Source organism: Streptomyces sp. NPDC088817 (genome assembly GCF_044750345.1).
Taxonomy (GTDB): domain Bacteria; phylum Actinomycetota; class Actinomycetes; order Streptomycetales; family Streptomycetaceae; genus Streptomyces.
The window spans coordinates 196,668-214,091 of record NZ_JBIVJN010000006.1 but is presented as its reverse complement, the minus strand read 5'-3'; the positions used below and the strand labels follow the sequence as shown (position 1 = coordinate 214,091).

Genomic DNA, 17,424 nt, shown 5'->3' with positions numbered 1-17,424 from the left:
GCAGGTGACTGCGCATCAGTCGATTTCTCCGGGCTTGTGTCCGCCGAAGGGTGTGGCGGACGGGTCGGTGGTCTGCGGGACGCTGTCGAACAACGGGAGTGCGGGAGCGTGCAGTTCGGTGAAACGCTCCACGTCACGGCGCGAGGCGCGGGCCGCGCGGCGGGCCTGCCGGCGGCTGAGGTGGCCGGGGCCGCGTCCGCCGATCACCCGGGCGACGGCGAACAGCACGAGGACCAGAGTCATCAGGACCGCCGCCGCGCCGAAACCTCGCGCGATGTACGTGGGCTCGGGCGACTTGACGAGGGTGAAGACGGCGAGCGGCAGCGAGATCATCGGCCCGTCCGTCGGATCGGCGTTGATCGCCGCGATGTAGCCGGCGGTGAGCAGTACGGGCGAGGTCTCGCCGATACCGCGGGCCGTGCCGAGGATCACCGCGGTGGCGAGCCCGGAGCGCGAGGTCGGCAGGACCACGTGCCACACGGTGCGCCAGCGCGGAGCGCCCAGCGCCTCGGCCGCCTCGGTCAGCGTGCCGGGCACCAGCCGCAGTACGACGTCCGCCGCACGGATCACGATCGGCAGCATCATCACGCTGATCGCGAAGCCCGCCGCGAGGCCGGACTTCTGCATGCCGAGGCCGAGGATCCAGGTGGCGTACACCATCAGGCCGGCCACGATCGACGGCAGCGCCGTCATCGCCTCCACGATGGTCCGTACGAACCGGGAGAAGCGGCCCGGGATCTGGTTGAGGTAGACCGCGCAGGCCAGGCCCAGCGGCACGGTGATCGCCAGGGCGATGGTTATCTGGATGAGGGTGCCGAGCATCGCGTGGGCGATACCGCCGTGCTCCAGCGGGTCCAGCGGGCCCGTGGACTGCATGTCCTCGGTGAAGAAGTTGAGGTGCCCCAGCGCCTCGTGCCCGCGCCAGGCGGTGAAGCCGACGACGAGGGCGAGCGCGAGGAACAGCAGCGTGGCCGCTGTCCACAGCACCACGGTCATCACCCGGTCGCGTACCGCCTGCCCGTCCTCCTCCAGTCCGGTCAGCACCGCGTAGCAGACGAGGAAGCCGACGTAGGCGGTGACCGTGAACCCCAGCAGGCCAGAGAACGGGGCGAGTTGGCCGAACAGCAGCACGGCGGTGCAGAACCCGGAGAGTGCGGCGCCGCACAGGGCGAGCACGCCCGAGCGGGTCAGGCCGCCGATCCGGCGTGGCTGGTCGGGGAGTTCGGCGGACCCGGCGGTGCCGGCGGGTACCGAGTCCTCGACGGTGTCGTGGGCGGTGTCCTGGACGACGGTCATCTCATGCCTCGCTCTGTGCGCCGGAACGGGAGCGGGCCGCGATGGTGGAGGCGGTGAAGTTGACCGCCAGGGTGAGTACGAACAGCGCCAGGCCCGCCGCCATCAGCGCCGACATACCGAAGGGGGAGGCGTCGCCGTAGTGCAGCGCGATCAACGCGGAGACCGAGTTCGCGCCGGTCTGCAGGATGTGCGGCTGGATGACGAAGACCGGGGAGATGATCATGTAGACCGCGATCGTCTCGCCGAGCGCCCTGCCAAGGCCGAGCATCGTCCCGCCGATGATGCCGCCCTTGCCGTAGGGCAGAACGACCGCGCGGATCATCCCCCAGCGGGTGGCGCCGAGCGCGTAGGCGCCCTCGCGTTCGCCGGCCGGTGCCTGCGCGAAGACCTCGCGCATCACCGAGCACTGGATCGGCGTGACCATCAGGGCGACGACGATGCCGGCGACGAAGGTGGACGCGGTGTAGACGCTGGCGGAGGCGAGCGGGTCGCCCGGCTGGGTGCCGTCCACCTTGAAGAGGGGTATCCAGCCGAACCAGTCGGACAGCCAGCGCGACAGCCCGATGACGTTCTCCTGGAGGAGGAACAGCCCCCACAGCCCGTACACCACCGACGGCACGGCGGCCATCAGGTCGACCATGGTGACCAGGGAGCGGCGCAGCTTCCGCGGGGCCACGTCCGAGATGAACAAGGCCGTCGCGATGGCCAGGGGAACGGAGATGATCACCGCGACGGCGGCGATCAGCAGGGTTCCGGTGAGCACGGCCGCGATGCCGAAGTTGTGAACGTCCGGCTGCCACGCGGCCGTGGTGAGGAACGAGAACTTGGCGACGCGCAGCGCCTGTCCGGCCCTCAGGAGCAGGAACAGGCCGACCCCCGCCATGATGGCGAGGACGACGACTCCGGTGGCCGTCAGCTGGAGGCGGAAGACCCGGTCACCGAACCCGCGCGCGCCCCGGGTCCGCCGGGGCGACGGTTGATCCGACTCCGGCCGGCCGAAAGGCTCTTCGACGGGCTCCGGCCTGCCGGACTGCCCAGCGTCGGACCCCGATGCGTCGGACCCCGATCCGTCGGACGCCGATCCGTCAGGCCCCGATCTGTCGGGAGCCGATCCGTCGGACGCCGATATGACGGACTCCGGTCTGTCGGACTCCGCTCTGTCGGAAACCGATGCCTCGGAGTCTGCTCTGTCCGGGCCCGGTCCGTCCGCATTCCTACCGCCGGGCCCATGGTGCGTGGCCGCCACCTGTGGTTCCCCCCACTGTGGAAACAATGTCGCCGTGCGATGACCGGTCGGCCCGCGCAAGGGAATTCAAGGGCCGGACCTTGTCGCCTCAACGCGCGTCGCGTGGCCGTCCGGTGAACGGCACATGCCATTTCTGTGCGAGCCCTGTGCGGGGGTTCGAGTGCCTCTCCACGGTGCGGACGCGTAGGATTCCGCCAGGAATGAATTAGGTTAGGCTTACCTAAATGAAACGAAGGGGTGTGGGGTGACGACCGAGGTCTACCGTGACGACTGGGGCATACCCCACCTGCGTGCGGGCGGCGTGGCCGAACTGGCCCGCGCCCAGGGCCGCGTCACCGCCCTGGACCGGTCCTGGCAACTGGAGGTGGAGCGGCACCGCGGACAGGGCACCTCGGCGTCCTTCCTCGGTCCTTCGGCCCTTCCCTGGGACCGGTTCGCGCGGCGCGCCCGCCTGGACGACACCGCCCGCCGCTGCTTCACGGCCCTGGAGCGACGCGACGCGGAGACGGCGGAGTGGGTCCGGGCGTACGTGGACGGCGTCAACGCCGGACTGGCGGCCGCCACGGCCCCGGAGTTCACCCGCGCCGGCCTCAGGCCCGGCCGCTGGGAGCCCTGGACGCCCCTGGGTGTCTGGCTCGCCACCCACATCCTCTTCGCGGGCTTCCCCGCCAAGTTGTGGCGCGAGCAGGCGGTGACCCGTCTCGACGCGGACGCGGTGGGCCTGTTCGCCACCGACGGCCCCGGCACCTCGGGCAGCAACGGCTGGCTCGTCGCCGGCGAGCGGACCGTCACCGGGCAGCCGATCATCGCGGGCGATCCGCACCGCTTCATCGAGGAGCCGGGCGTCTACCAGCAGATCCACCTGGCGTGCCCCGAGTTCGACGTCGTCGGCCTCGCCGTGCCCGGCGTCCCCGGCATCGCCCACTTCGGGCACACCGGCACGGTCGCCTGGGCCATCACCAACGCCATGGCCGACTACCAGGACCTGTACCGGGAACGGCTGCGGCGCACCGGCGCCGGCGTCGAGGCGCTCGGTCCGGACGGCGTGTGGCGGCGGGCCGCCCGGCACACCGGGACGATCGAGGTGGCCGGAGAGGAACCGGTCGAGGTGGAGGTGCTGGAGACCGAGCGCGGCCCCGTCGTCATCGGCGGCCCCGAAGGGCTGGACGACGGTGCGGACGAGTCCGGCGCGATCCCGGTCGCGATCAGCCTGCGCTACCCGCCCCGTGTCACCGGCGACCTCGGGTTCGAGGCCCTGCTGCCCCTGCTGCGGTCCCGCCGGGTGGCCGACGTCGACCGGGCCGTGGACCGGTGGGCCGAGCCGGTCAACGTCGTGCAGGCCGCCGACACCGAGGGCGGGCTGCTGCACCGGGTGGCCGGCCGGGTGCCGGTGCGGTCCGAGGCCAACCGGATCCGTGTGGTGCCCGCCTGGGAGCCCGGCCACGACTGGCGGGGATGGCACGAGCCGCCACGCGCGGGACTGACCGACGGCGTCGCCGTCATGGCCAATCAGCGCGGTCCGGCCGGTCCGTTGGGTGTCGAGTTCGCCCCGTCGCACCGCGCCGACCGTATCCGGGCCCTGCTCGGCGAGCGCCGGCGGTGGTCCGCCGCCGACGTCTCCGTGCTCCACACCGACACCCTGCTCGCCTCCGCCGCGCCCCTGCTGGAACACCTCGCCGCCCTCGACGGCCTGAGCGACGGGGCCGCCCTGCGGGACAGGCTCCTGCGGTGGGACCGCCGCATGGACGCCGACAGCGCCGGCGCGGCCCTCTTCGCGTCCGTACGCTCGGCGGTCGTACGCCGGCTCGCGGCCCACCCCGCCTTCGCCGCGCTGGCGCACCCGCCCGCGTACCCGGAGGTCTTCCTGCCCTGGCTGGCCCTGCTCCCACGCGTCGCCCACGCCCTCGAACACCTTCTGACCGCCGAGGAGCTGTACGGGATCGACCGGCCGTCCGTCGTCCGCGAGGCGGTCGAGGAGGCGGCCGCCCGGCCGCCCGCGGGCACCTGGGGGGACACCCACCGCCTCGCTCCCTGGCGGGCGCTGCCGCCCGGGACGCCGTACGACGAACCCGGACTGTCCGGCGACCACGACTGCGTGCTGTGCACCTCCGCCGTCCCCGGCCTCACCGACCTGGCCGCGCGCGGGCCGGCCGCCCGGTACGTGTGGGACCTGGCGCGCCGCGAGGACAGCCGGTGGGTGGTCCCCTTCGGCGCGTCCGGGATCCCCGGCTCGCCCCACCACCGTGACCAACTGCACCTGTGGCGCGTGGGAAAGCTCGTCCCGGTCGTCACCGACTGGGAGCGTATGAAGAAGGAGAGCGAGGAGACCGATGTCTGACGCGCACAGCGTGAGCACCGCGCACACCGTGGACGCCCCGCACCGCCCGTACGCCTCCCGCGAGGCCGTCCACGAGGGGCACCTCGACGGCTTCGGCACCGTGCGTGTCCTGCCGCTGGACGCGCGGGCCGACGCCGGGGTGGTCCACCGCTGGGTGAGCGGGCAACGGGCCGTGTTCTGGGGCATGACCGGTCTCACCGAGGAGCAGGTGGCCGGGATCTACGCCCATATGGCCGGCCTCGACACCCACCACGCCTTCCTCGTCGTGAAGGACGGCGAACCGGTCGCCCTCCTCCAGACCTACGAACCGTCCGCCGACCGCGTCGGCGAGTGCTACGCCGTCGAACCCGGCGACCTCGGCATCCATCTGCTCCTGGCCCCCGCCGCGCCGGGCGCCGAGCGGTCCGGGTGGACCTCCCGGCTGATGGCGGCCCTGCTGTCGTACGTCCTGCGGGGTCTGGGCCGCACCCGTGCCGTGGTCGACCCCGACGTGCGCAACGACAGGGCCGTCGCCCGCTTCCTCCGCGAGGGCTTCACCGCCGGACCTCTCGTCACCCTGCCCGAAGTGGACCTGCCGGACGTGTACCTGCCGGAGAAGAAGGCCCAACTGGCCTTCTTCACACAGGAGGCGGCGTTCTCCGCGTGACCGGAGCGCGGCACCGCCGGCGGCCCTGGCCTCCGCGCGTCACAGGTACTTCTTCAACTCGCGCCGTGCCAGCGACCGCTGGTGCACCTCGTCCGGACCGTCGGCGATCATCAGCGTGCGCGCGGCCGCGTACAGTTCGGCGAGGGGGAGGTCCTGGCTGAACCCGCCCGCGCCGTGCAACTGGATGGCCCGGTCGAGGATGCCGACCACCGCACGGGGTGTGGCGATCTTGATGGCCTGGATCTCGGTGTGCGCGCCCTTGTTGCCGACGGTGTCCATCAGCCAGGCCGTCTTCAGCACCAGGAGCCGCAACTGCTCCACGGTGACCCGCGCGTCCGCGATCCAGTTGTGGACCACGCCCTGCTGGGCCAGCGCCTTGCCGAAGGCGGTGCGGGACACCGCCCGTCGGCACATCAGCTCGATCGCCCGCTCCGCCATGCCGATCAGCCGCATGCAGTGGTGGATACGGCCCGGTCCGAGCCGGGCCTGGGCGATGGCGAAGCCGCCCCCCTCCTCGCCGATCAGGTGGGAGACGGGCACGCGCGCGTGGTCGAGGACCACCTCGGCGTGGCCGCCGTGGGAGTGGTCCTCGTAGCCGAAGACCCGCATCGCCCGCCGGACGGTGACGCCGGGGGTGTCGCGCGGCACCAGCACCATGGACTGCTGGCGGCGGATGTCCGGGCCGTCCGGGTCGGTCTTGCCCATCACGATGAAGATCCTGCAGTCCGGGTTCATCGCGCCGGAGATGTACCACTTGCGGCCGGTGATGACGTACTCGTCGCCTTCGCGTTCGATGAGCGTGGTGATGTTCGTGGCGTCCGAGGAGGCCACCTCCGGCTCGGTCATCGCGAACGCCGAACGGATCTCGCCCGCGAGCAGCGGTTCGAGCCACTGCTTCCGCTGCCGCTCGTCGCCGAACTGCGCGAGCACCTCCATGTTGCCCGTGTCGGGCGCCGCGCAGTTCAGCGCGACGGGTGCCAGGTGCGGGGAGCGGCCGGTGATCTCGGCGAGCGGGGCGTACTGGAGGTTGGTCAGCCCGGCGCCGTGCCCGGCGTCCGGCAGGAAGAGGTTCCACAGGCCCTGCCTGCGCGCCTCCGTCTTGAGCTCCTCGACCACGGCAGGGGTGTCCCACGGGGAGGCGAGCGCGGCCCGCTGCTCGTCGGCCACCGCTTCGGCCGGGTACACGTACTCGTCCATGAAGGCCAGGAGCCTGGCGCGGAGTTCCTCGGTGCGCGCGTCGAACGCGAAGTCCATGTCCGGTCAGCCTTCCTGCAGCGTGGTCAGTCCGTGGTCGATGAAGACGGGGACGAGGTCGCCGATGCGGTCGAAACCCCGGCCGACCGTCTGGCCGAGCGTGTACCGGTAGTGGATGCCCTCCAGGATCACGGCGAGCTTGAACCAGGCGAACGCCGTGTACCAGGAGACCGCCGAGACATCCCGCCCCGAGCGTTCGGCGTACCGCTCGACGAGCTCCGCCGCGGACGGGTGTCCCGGCGCCTGGGCGGTGGTGGACACCGGCGAGTCGGGCATGCCCAGCGGCGTGCTGTACATCGTCAGCAGGCCCAGGTCGGTCAGCGGGTCGCCGAGCGTGGACATCTCCCAGTCGAGCACTGCGGTGATCCGGTCGTCCGGGCCGAGCAGCGCGTTGTCGAGGCGGTAGTCGCCGTGCACGACGGCCGGGGCGGGGGAGAGGGGCAGCGCGCGCCCGAGCGCCGCGTGCAGCTCGTCGACGCCGGCCAGTTCGCGATTGCGGGAGGCCGCCAACTGCTTTCCCCAGCGTCGCAGTTGCCGGTCCAGGAAGCCCTCGGGGCGGCCGAAGCCGGCGAGGCCCACCTCGGCGGGATCCACCGCGTGCAGCTCGACGAGGGTGTCCACCAGGGACAGCACGGCGCCGCGGGTGCGCTCCTCGCCCAGCGGGGCGAGTTGCCGCGCGGTGCGGTACGGGGTGCCCTCGACGAACTCCATGACGTAGAAGGGCGCGCCGAGCACGTCCTCGTCCTCGCACAGCAGTACCGGGCGCGGCACCGGCACGTCCGTCGGATGAAGGGCGCTGATCACCCGGTGCTCGCGCCCCATGTCGTGGGCGGTGGCCAGGACATGGCCCAGCGGGGGCCGCCGGACGACCCACCGCGAGGCGCCGTCCGTGACCGCGTAGGTGAGGTTCGACCGTCCGCCCTCGATCAGCCGGCCGGTCAGCGGGCCCTGTACCAGGCCGGGCCGCTCCTGGTCGAGCAGCCCGCGCAGCCGGTCGAGATCGAGTCCGGGCGGATGGTCGGGGCTCATCGTGGCTCCTGGGAGACGACGTCGGGTGACCGGACCATCATGCCGACTGGTCGGTATGTCGTCCAGTGCCTGTATGTGGCCCGTGCGTCGAAGGGGTCACCGCGCGACCGCGGAAGCCTCCTGCTCAGCCCACGCGCACGAGGGGGAGGAAGACCGTGTCGACGATCTCTTCGAGGACGCGGTCCGGTACGGGGGCGAAGGTCACGAGGATCTCGTGGCGCAGCAGGTCGAAGGGGAGCGACATGACGCGTTCGCCGAGACGTTCCGGAGCGATCTCGCCGCGGGCGACGGCCCGCTCGAAGATCACGTCGGCTGTCTTCTCGCGTGCCGCGGTGAAGAGGTCGCCGGGGCCGGTTCCCGTCTCCTGGTAGTAGCCGGCCAGGTGCACGCTCATGACGGTGATGAGCTGGGCGCGGGTCGCGTTGATCGTCCGCATGAGGGTGAGGACGTCCTCGCGCAGGCTCCCGGTGTCGGGGACCTCGACCCGGGACTGCTCCAGGACGTGGGCGATGGCCGCCCGGACGAGCTCGTCACGGTCGGACCAGCGGCGGTAGAGCACAGGGGGGCTGGTGCCGGCGCGCTTGACGACGGCGTCCATGGTGAATCCGGCGTAGCCGTTGGCCGTGAGTTCTTCCCAGGCCGCGTCGAGGAGCGCCTTCTCCAGTGCCGCCCCGCGGCGCCGCTCAGCCATGCGCATCTCCGTTAGATAGACTTGCCTATCTTATTTCGCCGCCCTACCGTGAGAGCCGCAAGATAAGACTCTATATCTTAAGGCGGTCGTTCATGAGCACCCCCCACGGGCCCGGGGCCGCGCCCGCGGCACCGGATCCCGACCGTGTCGATCCTGCCGTGTGGCGCCTGGCGTTCACCGTCGTCGTCGGTGCCCTCGCCGTCGTCTTCGACACCACCATCGTCACCGTCGCCCTCGACAGCCTGGCGGAAGGTCTCGAGGCCCCGCTGTCCACGATCCAGTGGGTCAGCACCGGCTACCTGCTGGCCGTGTTCGTCACCATCCCCGTCACCGGATGGGCCCAGTCCCGGATCGGCGGCAGACGCCTGTGGATCGCCGCGCTGGGCGTGTTCCTGCTCGGCTCGGTCCTGAGCGCACTGGCATGGAACGCGGCCTCCCTCATCGCCTTCCGCGTCGTCCAGGGCATCGGCGGCGGCATCATGATGCCGCTCATGATCACGCTGGTCGTCCAGGCCGCCAAGGGCCGCAACATCGGCAAGGTCATGGCCACCGTCACCCTGCCCACCGCGCTCGGCCCCATCCTCGGCCCGGTCCTGGGCGGCGTCATCCTGTATCTGGCCGACTGGCGCTGGATGTTCTTCGTCAACATCCCCTTCTGCGCCGTCGGCGGCTGGCTCGCCCGGCGCAACCTGCCCGACGACCGTCCCGCACCCGGCCGCCGCCGCGCCCGCCTGGACGTCGTCGGCCTGCTCCTGCTCGGCCCCGGGGTCGCCGCCGTCATCCTCGGGCTGTCCCGGGTCACGGGCAGCGCGGGCCTCACCGACGCCGAGGTGCTCGTGCCGCTGGCCGGCGGGCTCGCCCTGATCGGCGGCTTCACCGCCTGGGCCCTGCCGCGCGCCGACGCGCTGGTCGACCTGCGGCTCCTCCGCCACCGGGCGCCGGCCTGCGCCTCCGCCCTGACCTTCCTGGCCGGCATGGCCCTGTACGGGGCGATGCTGCTCCTGCCCCTGTACTGGGAGCGGCTGCGCGGCGAGGACGCGCTCGGCGCCGGACTGATCCTCATCCCGCAGGGCATCGGCGCACTCGTCGCGCGCACCCGGGCAGGCGACTTCACCGACCGCATGGGCCCCCGCTGGGTCGCCCTCACCGGATTCGCTCTCTGCACCGCGGCCACCGTGCCGTTCGTCTTCGCCACCGCCGACACCAGCAAGGTGCTGCTCATGGCCGCACTGCTCGTGCGCGGCATCGGCATGGGCGCCGCCATCGTCCCGCTCACCGGAGCCGCCTATGCCGGCCTGGGTCACCAGGAGATCCCGGACGCCAGTGTCATCACCCGGGTCGCCCAGCAGGTCGGCGGTTCGGTGGGCACCGCCGCGCTCGCCGTCGTCCTCCAGCGCGGCACCGGCGACGCCCGCACCCCGGGCGCCCTGGCCGACGGCTTCGGCGACGCCTTCCGGTGGTCGGTCGCCTTCACCGCCGTCGCCGTACCGCTCTGCCTGTTCCTGCCCGGCCGCCCCATGTCGCCGGACCCGGCACCGGTCGGCAAGGCCGAGTCCGGGCGCGCCACCGAGGTGTGAGAGCGCCACCCGCCGACGCGAAGGTTCATACAGGATGCCTGTACAGATTGGGCTGTACAGATTAGCCTGCGCATATGAGCGAGAATCCGACCCCGGCCCCATCGGCGCTCCAGGCGTCGCGCGCGGTCCGCGCGGTGATCGGCCGGCTGCGGCGGCGCCTTCTGAAGGCCTCCGAGGTGGAGGACCTCACCCTGGCGGAGGCGTCGGTCATGGCGCGCCTGTCCGGCAAGGAGGGCGTGACGGTCAGCGACCTCGCCGCCGAGGAAGGCGTACGGCACCAGTCGATGGCGGCGACCGTCAGCGCCATGGCGGAGACGGGGCTGCTGGAGAAGAGCCCCGACCCGAACGACGGGCGACGCCGGCTGATCACGCTGACCGCGGAAGGCCATCGGCGGGTGGAGGAGGGGCGGCAGGCACGCACGGAGTGGCTGACCGGTCAGTTGCGGGACAGGTGCACGGAGGAGGAACGGCGGACGGTCATCGCCGCCATGGCCGTGCTGGAGCGGCTGATCCATGACTGAGGTGAGGACCACCCCGACGTCCGAGGGGAGGGCCGGGCCGGGTCTCGACCGCCGGTTGCTGCCGCCGATGATGCTGGGCTCGATCCTCAACCCGGTCAACTCCTCGATCATGGCCGTCGCGCTCGTCCCCATCGGCAGGGCCCTGGGGGCTCCCGCCTCGCAGACCGCGTGGCTGGTCTCCGCCCTCTACCTGGCCACCGCGCTCGGGCAACCGGTCGTGGGCCGGCTCATCGACCTCTTCGGGCCGCGCAGGCTCTTTCTGATCAGTACGAGCCTCGTCGGCGTCGCCGGTGTCATCGGCGTCCTGGCCCCGAACCTGGGTGTGCTGATCGCCGCGCGCGTCCTGCTCGGGTTCGGCACGTGCGCCGGCTACCCGTCCGCCATGGCCCTCCTGCGCAGTGAGGCCGAGCGCACCGGGAAGGACAGTCCCGCCGGGGTGCTGACCGCCCTGGCCGTGGCCAATCAGACGATCGCGGTCATCGGGCCGCTGCTGGGAGGCATGCTGATCTCGGTGGGCGGCTGGCGCGCCACCTTCGCGGTGAACGTGCCCCTGGCGCTCGCGGCCGCGCTGCTCGGGCTGTGGCGGCTGCCCCGCAGGGCCGGGTCCGGCGAGGCGCCGCGGCGAGGGCGGATCGCCGCCCGGCTCGATCTGCCGGGCATGGGCCTCTTCGCCGGGATGCTCGTCGCCCTGCTGCTGTTCCTGATGAACCCGCACCTGGACACCTGGTACCTGCCGGTGATCGTCGTCGCGGCGGGGGCCGCGTTCGCGGTGCGGGAACTGCGGGCCGGTACACCGTTCATCGACCTGCGCGTGCTCGGCGGCAACACGCCCCTGCTGGCCACCTACGGGCGGGCGCTCGTCGCCTACGTCGTCGCCTACTGCTTCCTCTACGGCTTCACCCAGTGGACCGAAGAGGGCTACGGGCTGACGCCCTTCCACGCGGGTCTCGCGCAGACGCCCATGTTCGTGACGGCGATCGCTGTCTCGATCGTCTCCGGCCGGCGCAGGAGCGTGCGCGGGAAGCTGCTGCTCGGCGCGGCCGGGCAGATCGCCGCCTGCGCGCTGATGCTGACGCTGACCGGGAGCAGTGCCGTGTGGATGCTGCCGCTCGTCGCCCTGGTCTTCGGTCTTCCACAGGGCCTCAACACCCTGGCTCTGCAGAACTGCGTGTACTTCCAGGCCGATCCCGATCGCGTCGCCTCCTCGGCCGGACTGCTGCGCACCTTCGCCTACGTCGGCTCGACGGCCGCTTCCTCCGCGACCGCCGCGTCGTTCGGGCACAGCGCCGACACCAGCGGCATGCACCACCTCGCGTGGATCATGCTCGGTGCCGGCGTGCTCTACCTCCTGCTGAACCTCTTCGACCGCACCCTCGGCCGCCTGGCCACCCCCGCGTGAGCCGCGCGCCGGACACCTCAGTGGCTGGTGAAGCTCACCTCCTTCGAGCCGTCGGCGCGGTCGAAGGTGCCGGCGAAGCCCCAGTTCTGCCAGCCGCCGTCACCGTTGTTGGAGACGGTGCCCTCGTCGATGGAGAACACATCGACACCATGCACCACCGCGAGGTGTTCGAGGCCGGACACTCCTGAGAAGGAGAGGTCGTTGAACGACTTCACCGCGATGATGTTCGTGCCGGGAAAGCTGCGGCTGTACTCGTCGATCAGCGAATGGATCAACTCGGCGCTGTCGCCCGGCACCTTGCCCGAGTAGTCGGTACCGGGGTACGGCCCGCCGTCCGTGTACTTCGGCGTCCCGTCGTTGAAGTTGACCGCGCTCGATCCGGTGGGGACGGAATCGGCGTCCAGATCGGCGGGTTCCGGCTGTTCGAAGGCCACCTTCGAGCCGTCGCGGGTGAAGTCGCCGTAGAAGGCCCAGTTGGTGTAGCCGCCGTCGCCGTCACTGCTGAACGTGCCCTTGTCGAAGACGTAGACGTCGAACACGGCCCGGCCCGAGGCGATGTCGTCCCCCTTCTCGCCGTCGTGGTACTCGGGGGAGTTCAGCCGGTACCTGCCGTGATGGACGAACGCATCCGGCTCCTCGACCCAGTGCGACGACTGCTCCGAGTGCATCGCGACCACGTTGTAGTCGGGGTAGCAGCGGCGCATGTCGTTCACGAGCATCCGGACGGCCTGAGCCGACGCCTCGTTGTCCAGCGGGGAATACGTGTTGTAGTACCGGCTCCGGTCGGGAAGTTCCTCCCCCTCGATCTCGCAGCCCTCGTCACCGGGCTTCCAGCCCTCCTTCCGCTTGGGACGGGGCGGCTCCTGGAAGGTGACGGTGCGGCGGTCCTCGCTGACGTCGAACACGCCGTGGAACGCGCGGTTCTTCCACCCGAGGTCGGCGTCGTCCGCCCAGGTGAACTTGCCGGTCTTGAACGCGTAGACGCGGTAGGTCGTGCCGCTGATGCTGACGGTCTCGATCAGCGCCGCACCGTCCATCTGCTGCAGATTGCCCTCGTGCGGCTGCGCGATGACGATGTTGTAGTCGGGCAGGCAGTAGGCGAGGTCCGCGAGCGCCTCCTGGACCCGCTTCTCCTTGTTCTTCTCGTTGTTCACCTTGTCGATGACGAAGTTGACCAGCCAGGAGTAGCCCCAGGCGGCCGCGGTGCTGACGGGGCCGTTGCCCGGCACGGAGATCGACGACTTCGATGCCCGTTCCTTCGGCTCGAAGCACAGATCGGGAAGCGCGTTCCCCTTGGTGCCGTCCGGCTTGTCGTGCGACTCGTCACCGGGCTTACCGGAGTCGTCACCGGGGGCGGCGGCGGGCTGGACGGGTTCGCCGGTCCCGGACCGCCCGTCGCCACCGCCGACATCGTTGTCGTCGCCGCAGTCGCCGCCGTCCGTCCCCACGACCCGGCAGATCTCCCGGTGTGCGGAGTTGGAGATGTCACCCCCGATGACGGCGCCGACGATGGCGCCGACCACGAGGGTGACGAGCCCCAGCATGGCCAGGTACTCGACCGCCGTCTGCCCCGTGCTCGTGCGTACTCCTCGGCGTATTCGCTCGCTGCGGTTCACACGTCACCTCGTCGTCGCTCGCTCGATCGGGTCACCGGGAGCCGTTCCGTACACCCGCCGGGGACCGAACCGTAACGACTACCCCTGGGCCCAGGGACAGGGCTCAGAGGCCCATACCAGGACCCAAATGAGGCAGTCCCACGCCGACGGGCCAGAACCCGGGGGCCGCCACTACGCCACCGTCACCGACGCGGAGGACGCGAGCACGCGGCCCAGCTCCAATGGGTCGGCACGGCCGTCGAGTTCGGTGTGCAGGGCCGTGGCCAGCTCCGGTTGGGCGAGCAGTCCCTCACCGGCGGGGTCCCCTTCGGCCCGGGCGGCGAGACCCAGCCCCACCCAGGTCTCGGGGTCGCCCTCGCCACGGAAGATGCGCGCGTGGTGGGCACGCAGCGCCTCGGCCGTACGGCCCGTGACGAGGTCGATGTCCTCGGTCCGCGCGCCGCTCACCGTGGCACCGGGGTCGCCCCGCAGCCCGTCGAAGCCCGCCGGGTCCGCCAGCAGCCACCGCAGCAGCACCGCCCGCGTGTCGAAGCCCCGGACCGGCCGCCCCGCGACGACCGTCGGCTCGTCGCGGGGCGCGACGGACCGGGCCCGGTGGGGCCAGGCCGCCGCGTGCGCCCGCACCGCACCCGGGTCGGGGCGCAGGTGGTACGCCCGCCAGGTCGCGCGATGGTCCGCGATCGCGAGGTCGGCCGCGGCGCGGGTCCGCGCGTCCACCGGTTCCGCGAGCCACGGCTCCAGCCGCCCCGCGAGTTCGGCCAGCAGGCGCCGCCCCAGGTCGGTGAACCCGTCGGACCGGCCGATCGTGTGGAGCGCGTGCGCCGTCTGGGCGCGCCACAGCGCGTACTCGAACCGCCCGAGCGGATGGTCGCGCCGCCGCCAGAAGGCGGTGACTCCGAAGAACGCGTACACCCCTTGGAGCAGCCCGCCCAGCGGCCGCGGGTCGTCCCGCCAGGGGGCGTAGTACAGCCGAGTGCCCGGGTCCTCGTACAGGGTGAACAGGTGCATGAACGCGCTGAGCTTGTTGTGCTGGAACTCGTGCACCAGCGTCGAGGCGAACTGCTCGCCGTCGTCGGGAACCGACGCCACCGCCGTGCCGAAGGCGTCGCCGGAGGACGCGCTGTGCGGCCGGAACCGCTCGGAGCGTGGGCGGGGGACCACGGACACCAGCCCGTCCGCCAGCGCCCGGGCCTCGTCCGGATCGGTGGCGTGCAGGATCTCCCAGGCCGAGCCGAACAACTCCTGCCACTGGGCGGGGGATTCGAGCGGCTCGGGAACGCCCGGTGTGCGCAGGGCGCGATACGGGTCGATGTCGTCCAGGAGCAGCGTGCGTCCGTCGGCGCGCAGCTCGGCGGGCGCATGCCAGCCCGGTGCGCCCAGTCGACGGCCCGCGATCCGCACGTCCCCGTCGCGGGCGGACACCTCGGCCACGGTCCAGTCCGGGCCGCCGGGTACCCGCATGGCCCCGAGCGCGGGCAGGACGGCCCAGCCGTACCGGACCGGGATGCCGGTACGAAACTCCATGCCTGCGCGGATCGCCGCGCTCGCGGCGAGTGCGTGCAGGTGCCCCGTCTCCGCCCACAGGGGCGCCTCGTGGTCGGCGGTGCCCCGCAGTCGACGCAGTGTGTGCGCCGACCACATACCGAGGGCCGGATAGGACAGCAGCCGCTCCACCTCCGGCGCGGCCGCGGACCAGGCCCGCGACAACAGGCGCCAGCCCTCGTCCAGCGGAGGCAGGGGACCGGTCGGTGCCGTCGCGGCCGCGTCCAGCAGGGCCCGTACGACCAGCAGCCGCCAGCTGCGCTCGCTCGAGCGCAGGGCGTCCACCGTCGCGGGGCCGCCCCCTCCGCCCAGCAGTTGGTCGAACGACCGCGGTGACAGGACGTGGGGTGGGGCCGTCTGGTGCATGGAGGGTGCCTATTCGTCGCGCTGCGGGTTGTAGCCGCCGAGGCTGCCGGCCGGGTCGTCGATACGGCTGAGCAGGCGCCGCATGGAGCCCTCGGCGGACGGCAGCTCCAGCTCCGGCCAGCTGTCCAACGGGACGCCGCTGAGGTCGATCAGCTCCGACTCGACTCCGGTCTTCTCCATGACGCCGTCCCCATGACAGTGAAAGTGAAGTGATGCGAAGAATGCCTGATGTATGCCACTGCTTCACAGTTTCAACACTTTTCAGGCCGCGGCACGACCCTAATGCATCCGTGGTGTCACACCGCTCGGGAAAGGCGGAATCCACCCGGATCGAGTGAAGGAAGGACCTTCCGGGTAAGGAGCGGACGTGATTGAACTCGCCGAACTGATAGAGGAGTTGCGCCGCGAGCTCACCGCGGCCCGCACCGCGGCGCAGGGGGAGGACCTGTACTTCGAGGTGGGCCCCGTGGAGCTGGAGGCGGCCGTCGTCGTGGAGCGGTCCGCCACGGCGGGCGGGAAGATCCGCTTCTGGGTCGTGGAGACCGGCGCGGACGGCCGGCTGGCGGACAGCGTCACGCACCGGGTGAAGCTGACACTCGACCCGCGCACGCGCAGCGGTGGCGGACGTGCGCCGTGGGTGGCCGGCGACGAGGCCGAGGGCGAGCGCTGAGCGCGGTGACCCGGGCACGTCGGGGGCTGGAACCGGTACGCGTGGCGGAGGTGCTGGTGCGACCGCCCGAAGGGCGCGGCGGCGGACGGCGGGGTTCCGGCTACCGCGTCGGCCCGTCGCACGTCCTCACCGCCGCCCACGTCGTCCGTGTCACCGAGGCGGAGCGCCCCCGAGTGGACGTGCGTTTCGAAGCCGACCGCCCCGACGAGTGGACCGCGCCCGCGCACGTGGTGCTCGCCTCCGGGAAGGCCGACGTGGCGCTCCTGGAGCTCACCGGGCCCGTGCCGCCCGGCGTCCACCAGGCCGTGAGCGAGCCGCCCGCGTACGGTGCCGTACCCGACACGGACGAACTGCTGCCGTGCAGCGCGCTGGGCTTCCCGCGGTTCAAGCTGCGCGAGGACCGGATGCGCCGGCTCGACGACGGCTCACCCTCCCAGTACCGCGACTCCTGCCACGCCACCGGAATGATCTCGGTGCTGTCCAACCGCCGTGAGGGCACCCTCGAACTCGCGGTCACCCCACCGCGGTCGGACCCCGAACCCGACCGCTCCCCCTGGGAGGGCATGTCCGGCGCGGCGGTGTGGCACGCCGACACGCTCATCGGGCTGGTCAGTGTCCACCACCGCTCGGACGGCCTGGGCCGCCTCGCCGCCGTCCGCGCGGACCGCTGGTACGAGCTGCTGCCGGGGGCCGACCTCGCCCTGCTGCACCGGTACGCCGGGCTGCCCACCTCACCACCCGAGCCGCCTGCCCACCCTGCCGGCATCGCGGGCCCCGGCAGCCTGGCACACCTGCCGGACGACCTGCCGCTGCGGGAACTCGACGGACTCGTCGGCGCGTTGACCGCACTGCCCACGGTGAGCGAGCGCACCACCCTGGCGCTGGTGCTGGGCAGCATCGATCCGGTGATCGCGGCCATGAGCCCCCGCTCACCGGCGCTGCGTCCGGACGTGTTCGGAATCCTGCGCACCTGTCTGCGCTATCGCGGCACGTTGGACCAACTCATGGAAGCGGTAAGGCTGATGGAGGGTGACTCCGCCGGGGTGGCCCGCCTCGACAAGGAGGCGGTGGCGTTGTCCCGGCGCCACCGCGGAGGCGAGGACGACGGCTGACCCGATATGGCGGCACCGCGCGGATGCGGTGTTTCATCCAGGCTACGGCGGGCGATTATCAGGGGGATGTGAGCAGCCCGCATCCGTACTTGCCATCGGGGGGAAGGGGTTTGGCCGTCAT

General features: G+C 71.9%; 15 protein-coding genes. 7 read left to right on the top strand and 8 right to left on the bottom strand.

The genetic code is table 11. The features are described 5' to 3' along the window. Positions 1-15: 15 nt before the first annotated feature. Together pstA and pstC are read right to left on the bottom strand one after the other, a co-directional pair. Positions 16-1,296 (bottom strand): phosphate ABC transporter permease PstA, encoded by a 1,281-nt coding sequence (gene pstA, locus ACIP4X_RS13525; protein ID WP_391454858.1) that lies wholly within the window; start codon positions 1,294-1,296, stop codon positions 16-18. A gap of 1 nt (position 1,297) precedes the next feature. Then, a complete protein-coding gene (gene pstC, locus ACIP4X_RS13520) occupies positions 1,298-2,542 on the bottom strand; it encodes a phosphate ABC transporter permease subunit PstC (RefSeq protein ID WP_391454857.1) in 1,245 nt (414 codons plus the stop codon). Between the two features lie 244 nt (positions 2,543-2,786). Between pstC and ACIP4X_RS13515 the strand changes: the two genes are divergently transcribed. Next, on the top strand, positions 2,787-4,880 hold the full coding sequence (locus ACIP4X_RS13515) for a penicillin acylase family protein (protein WP_391454856.1): 2,094 nt from the start codon (positions 2,787-2,789) through the stop codon (positions 4,878-4,880). Further along, on the top strand, positions 4,873-5,526 hold the full coding sequence (locus ACIP4X_RS13510) for a GNAT family N-acetyltransferase (protein ID WP_391454855.1): 654 nt from the start codon (positions 4,873-4,875) through the stop codon (positions 5,524-5,526). Before ACIP4X_RS13515 ends, ACIP4X_RS13510 begins: the two co-directional genes overlap by 8 nt. Positions 5,527-5,565: 39 nt before the next feature. On the opposite strand, the gene ACIP4X_RS13505 is transcribed toward ACIP4X_RS13510, so the two are convergent. The 3 genes from ACIP4X_RS13505 to ACIP4X_RS13495 form a co-directional block, all read right to left on the bottom strand. Further along, positions 5,566-6,780 carry an acyl-CoA dehydrogenase family protein gene (locus ACIP4X_RS13505; protein WP_358731517.1) on the bottom strand — a complete coding sequence of 405 codons (1,215 nt, stop codon included), beginning with the start codon at positions 6,778-6,780 and terminating at the stop codon, positions 5,566-5,568. A 6-nt stretch (positions 6,781-6,786) separates the two neighbouring features. Beyond that, positions 6,787-7,809, bottom strand: coding sequence for a phosphotransferase (locus ACIP4X_RS13500; RefSeq protein WP_391454854.1), 1,023 nt, complete (start codon positions 7,807-7,809; stop codon positions 6,787-6,789). A 124-nt stretch (positions 7,810-7,933) separates the two neighbouring features. Beyond that, positions 7,934-8,500 (bottom strand): TetR/AcrR family transcriptional regulator, encoded by a 567-nt coding sequence (locus tag ACIP4X_RS13495; protein ID WP_358731513.1) that lies wholly within the window; start codon positions 8,498-8,500, stop codon positions 7,934-7,936. A gap of 92 nt (positions 8,501-8,592) precedes the next feature. Here ACIP4X_RS13495 and ACIP4X_RS13490 point away from each other — a divergent pair, with 92 nt between their 5' ends. The 3 genes from ACIP4X_RS13490 (at position 8,593) to ACIP4X_RS13480 (ending at position 11,997) form a co-directional block, all read left to right on the top strand. Continuing rightward, positions 8,593-10,077 (top strand): MDR family MFS transporter, encoded by a 1,485-nt coding sequence (locus ACIP4X_RS13490; protein WP_401348270.1) that lies wholly within the window; start codon positions 8,593-8,595, stop codon positions 10,075-10,077. A 74-nt stretch (positions 10,078-10,151) separates the two neighbouring features. After that, on the top strand, positions 10,152-10,598 hold the full coding sequence (locus ACIP4X_RS13485; protein ID WP_358731509.1) for a MarR family transcriptional regulator: 447 nt from the start codon (positions 10,152-10,154) through the stop codon (positions 10,596-10,598). Further along, entirely contained in the window at positions 10,591-11,997 is a 1,407-nt protein-coding gene (locus ACIP4X_RS13480; RefSeq protein ID WP_401348266.1) for an MFS transporter, read from the top strand. Before ACIP4X_RS13485 ends, ACIP4X_RS13480 begins: the two co-directional genes overlap by 8 nt. A 17-nt stretch (positions 11,998-12,014) precedes the next feature. Here ACIP4X_RS13480 and ACIP4X_RS13475 read toward each other — a convergent pair whose 3' ends face one another. From ACIP4X_RS13475 to ACIP4X_RS13465, 3 genes are all read right to left on the bottom strand, one after another. Further along, a complete protein-coding gene (locus ACIP4X_RS13475; RefSeq protein WP_401348265.1) occupies positions 12,015-13,613 on the bottom strand; it encodes a Flp family type IVb pilin in 1,599 nt (532 codons plus the stop codon). Positions 13,614-13,784: 171 nt separating this feature from the next. After that, positions 13,785-15,521 (bottom strand): HEXXH motif domain-containing protein, encoded by a 1,737-nt coding sequence (locus tag ACIP4X_RS13470; RefSeq protein ID WP_401348263.1) that lies wholly within the window; start codon positions 15,519-15,521, stop codon positions 13,785-13,787. A 9-nt stretch (positions 15,522-15,530) separates the two neighbouring features. Then, positions 15,531-15,701 carry a hypothetical protein gene (locus tag ACIP4X_RS13465; protein WP_358731501.1) on the bottom strand — a complete coding sequence of 57 codons (171 nt, stop codon included), beginning with the start codon at positions 15,699-15,701 and terminating at the stop codon, positions 15,531-15,533. A 187-nt stretch (positions 15,702-15,888) separates the two neighbouring features. Between ACIP4X_RS13465 and ACIP4X_RS13460 the strand changes: the two genes are divergently transcribed. After that, positions 15,889-16,191, top strand: a complete 303-nt coding sequence (locus tag ACIP4X_RS13460; protein ID WP_358731499.1) for a trypco2 family protein — start codon at positions 15,889-15,891, stop codon at positions 16,189-16,191. 5 nt (positions 16,192-16,196) lie between these two features. Next, positions 16,197-17,303, top strand: coding sequence for an effector-associated domain 2-containing protein (locus ACIP4X_RS13455; protein WP_358731497.1), 1,107 nt, complete (start codon positions 16,197-16,199; stop codon positions 17,301-17,303). Positions 17,304-17,424 lie beyond the last annotated feature (121 nt).

Excerpts from the sequence above, each read along its gene's own strand:
- pstA (WP_391454858.1), bottom strand. The coding sequence starts at position 1,296 with ATGACCGTCGTCCAGGACACCGCCCACGACACCGTCGAGGACTCGGTA.
- ACIP4X_RS13510 (WP_391454855.1), top strand. The coding sequence starts at position 4,873 with ATGTCTGACGCGCACAGCGTGAGCACCGCGCACACCGTGGACGCCCCG.
- ACIP4X_RS13505 (WP_358731517.1), bottom strand. The coding sequence starts at position 6,780 with ATGGACTTCGCGTTCGACGCGCGCACCGAGGAACTCCGCGCCAGGCTC.
- ACIP4X_RS13500 (WP_391454854.1), bottom strand. The coding sequence starts at position 7,809 with ATGAGCCCCGACCATCCGCCCGGACTCGATCTCGACCGGCTGCGCGGG.
- ACIP4X_RS13495 (WP_358731513.1), bottom strand. The coding sequence starts at position 8,500 with ATGGCTGAGCGGCGCCGCGGGGCGGCACTGGAGAAGGCGCTCCTCGAC.
- ACIP4X_RS13490 (WP_401348270.1), top strand. The coding sequence starts at position 8,593 with ATGAGCACCCCCCACGGGCCCGGGGCCGCGCCCGCGGCACCGGATCCC.
- ACIP4X_RS13485 (WP_358731509.1), top strand. The coding sequence starts at position 10,152 with ATGAGCGAGAATCCGACCCCGGCCCCATCGGCGCTCCAGGCGTCGCGC.
- ACIP4X_RS13480 (WP_401348266.1), top strand. The coding sequence starts at position 10,591 with ATGACTGAGGTGAGGACCACCCCGACGTCCGAGGGGAGGGCCGGGCCG.
- ACIP4X_RS13470 (WP_401348263.1), bottom strand. The coding sequence starts at position 15,521 with ATGCACCAGACGGCCCCACCCCACGTCCTGTCACCGCGGTCGTTCGAC.
- ACIP4X_RS13465 (WP_358731501.1), bottom strand. The coding sequence starts at position 15,701 with ATGGAGAAGACCGGAGTCGAGTCGGAGCTGATCGACCTCAGCGGCGTC.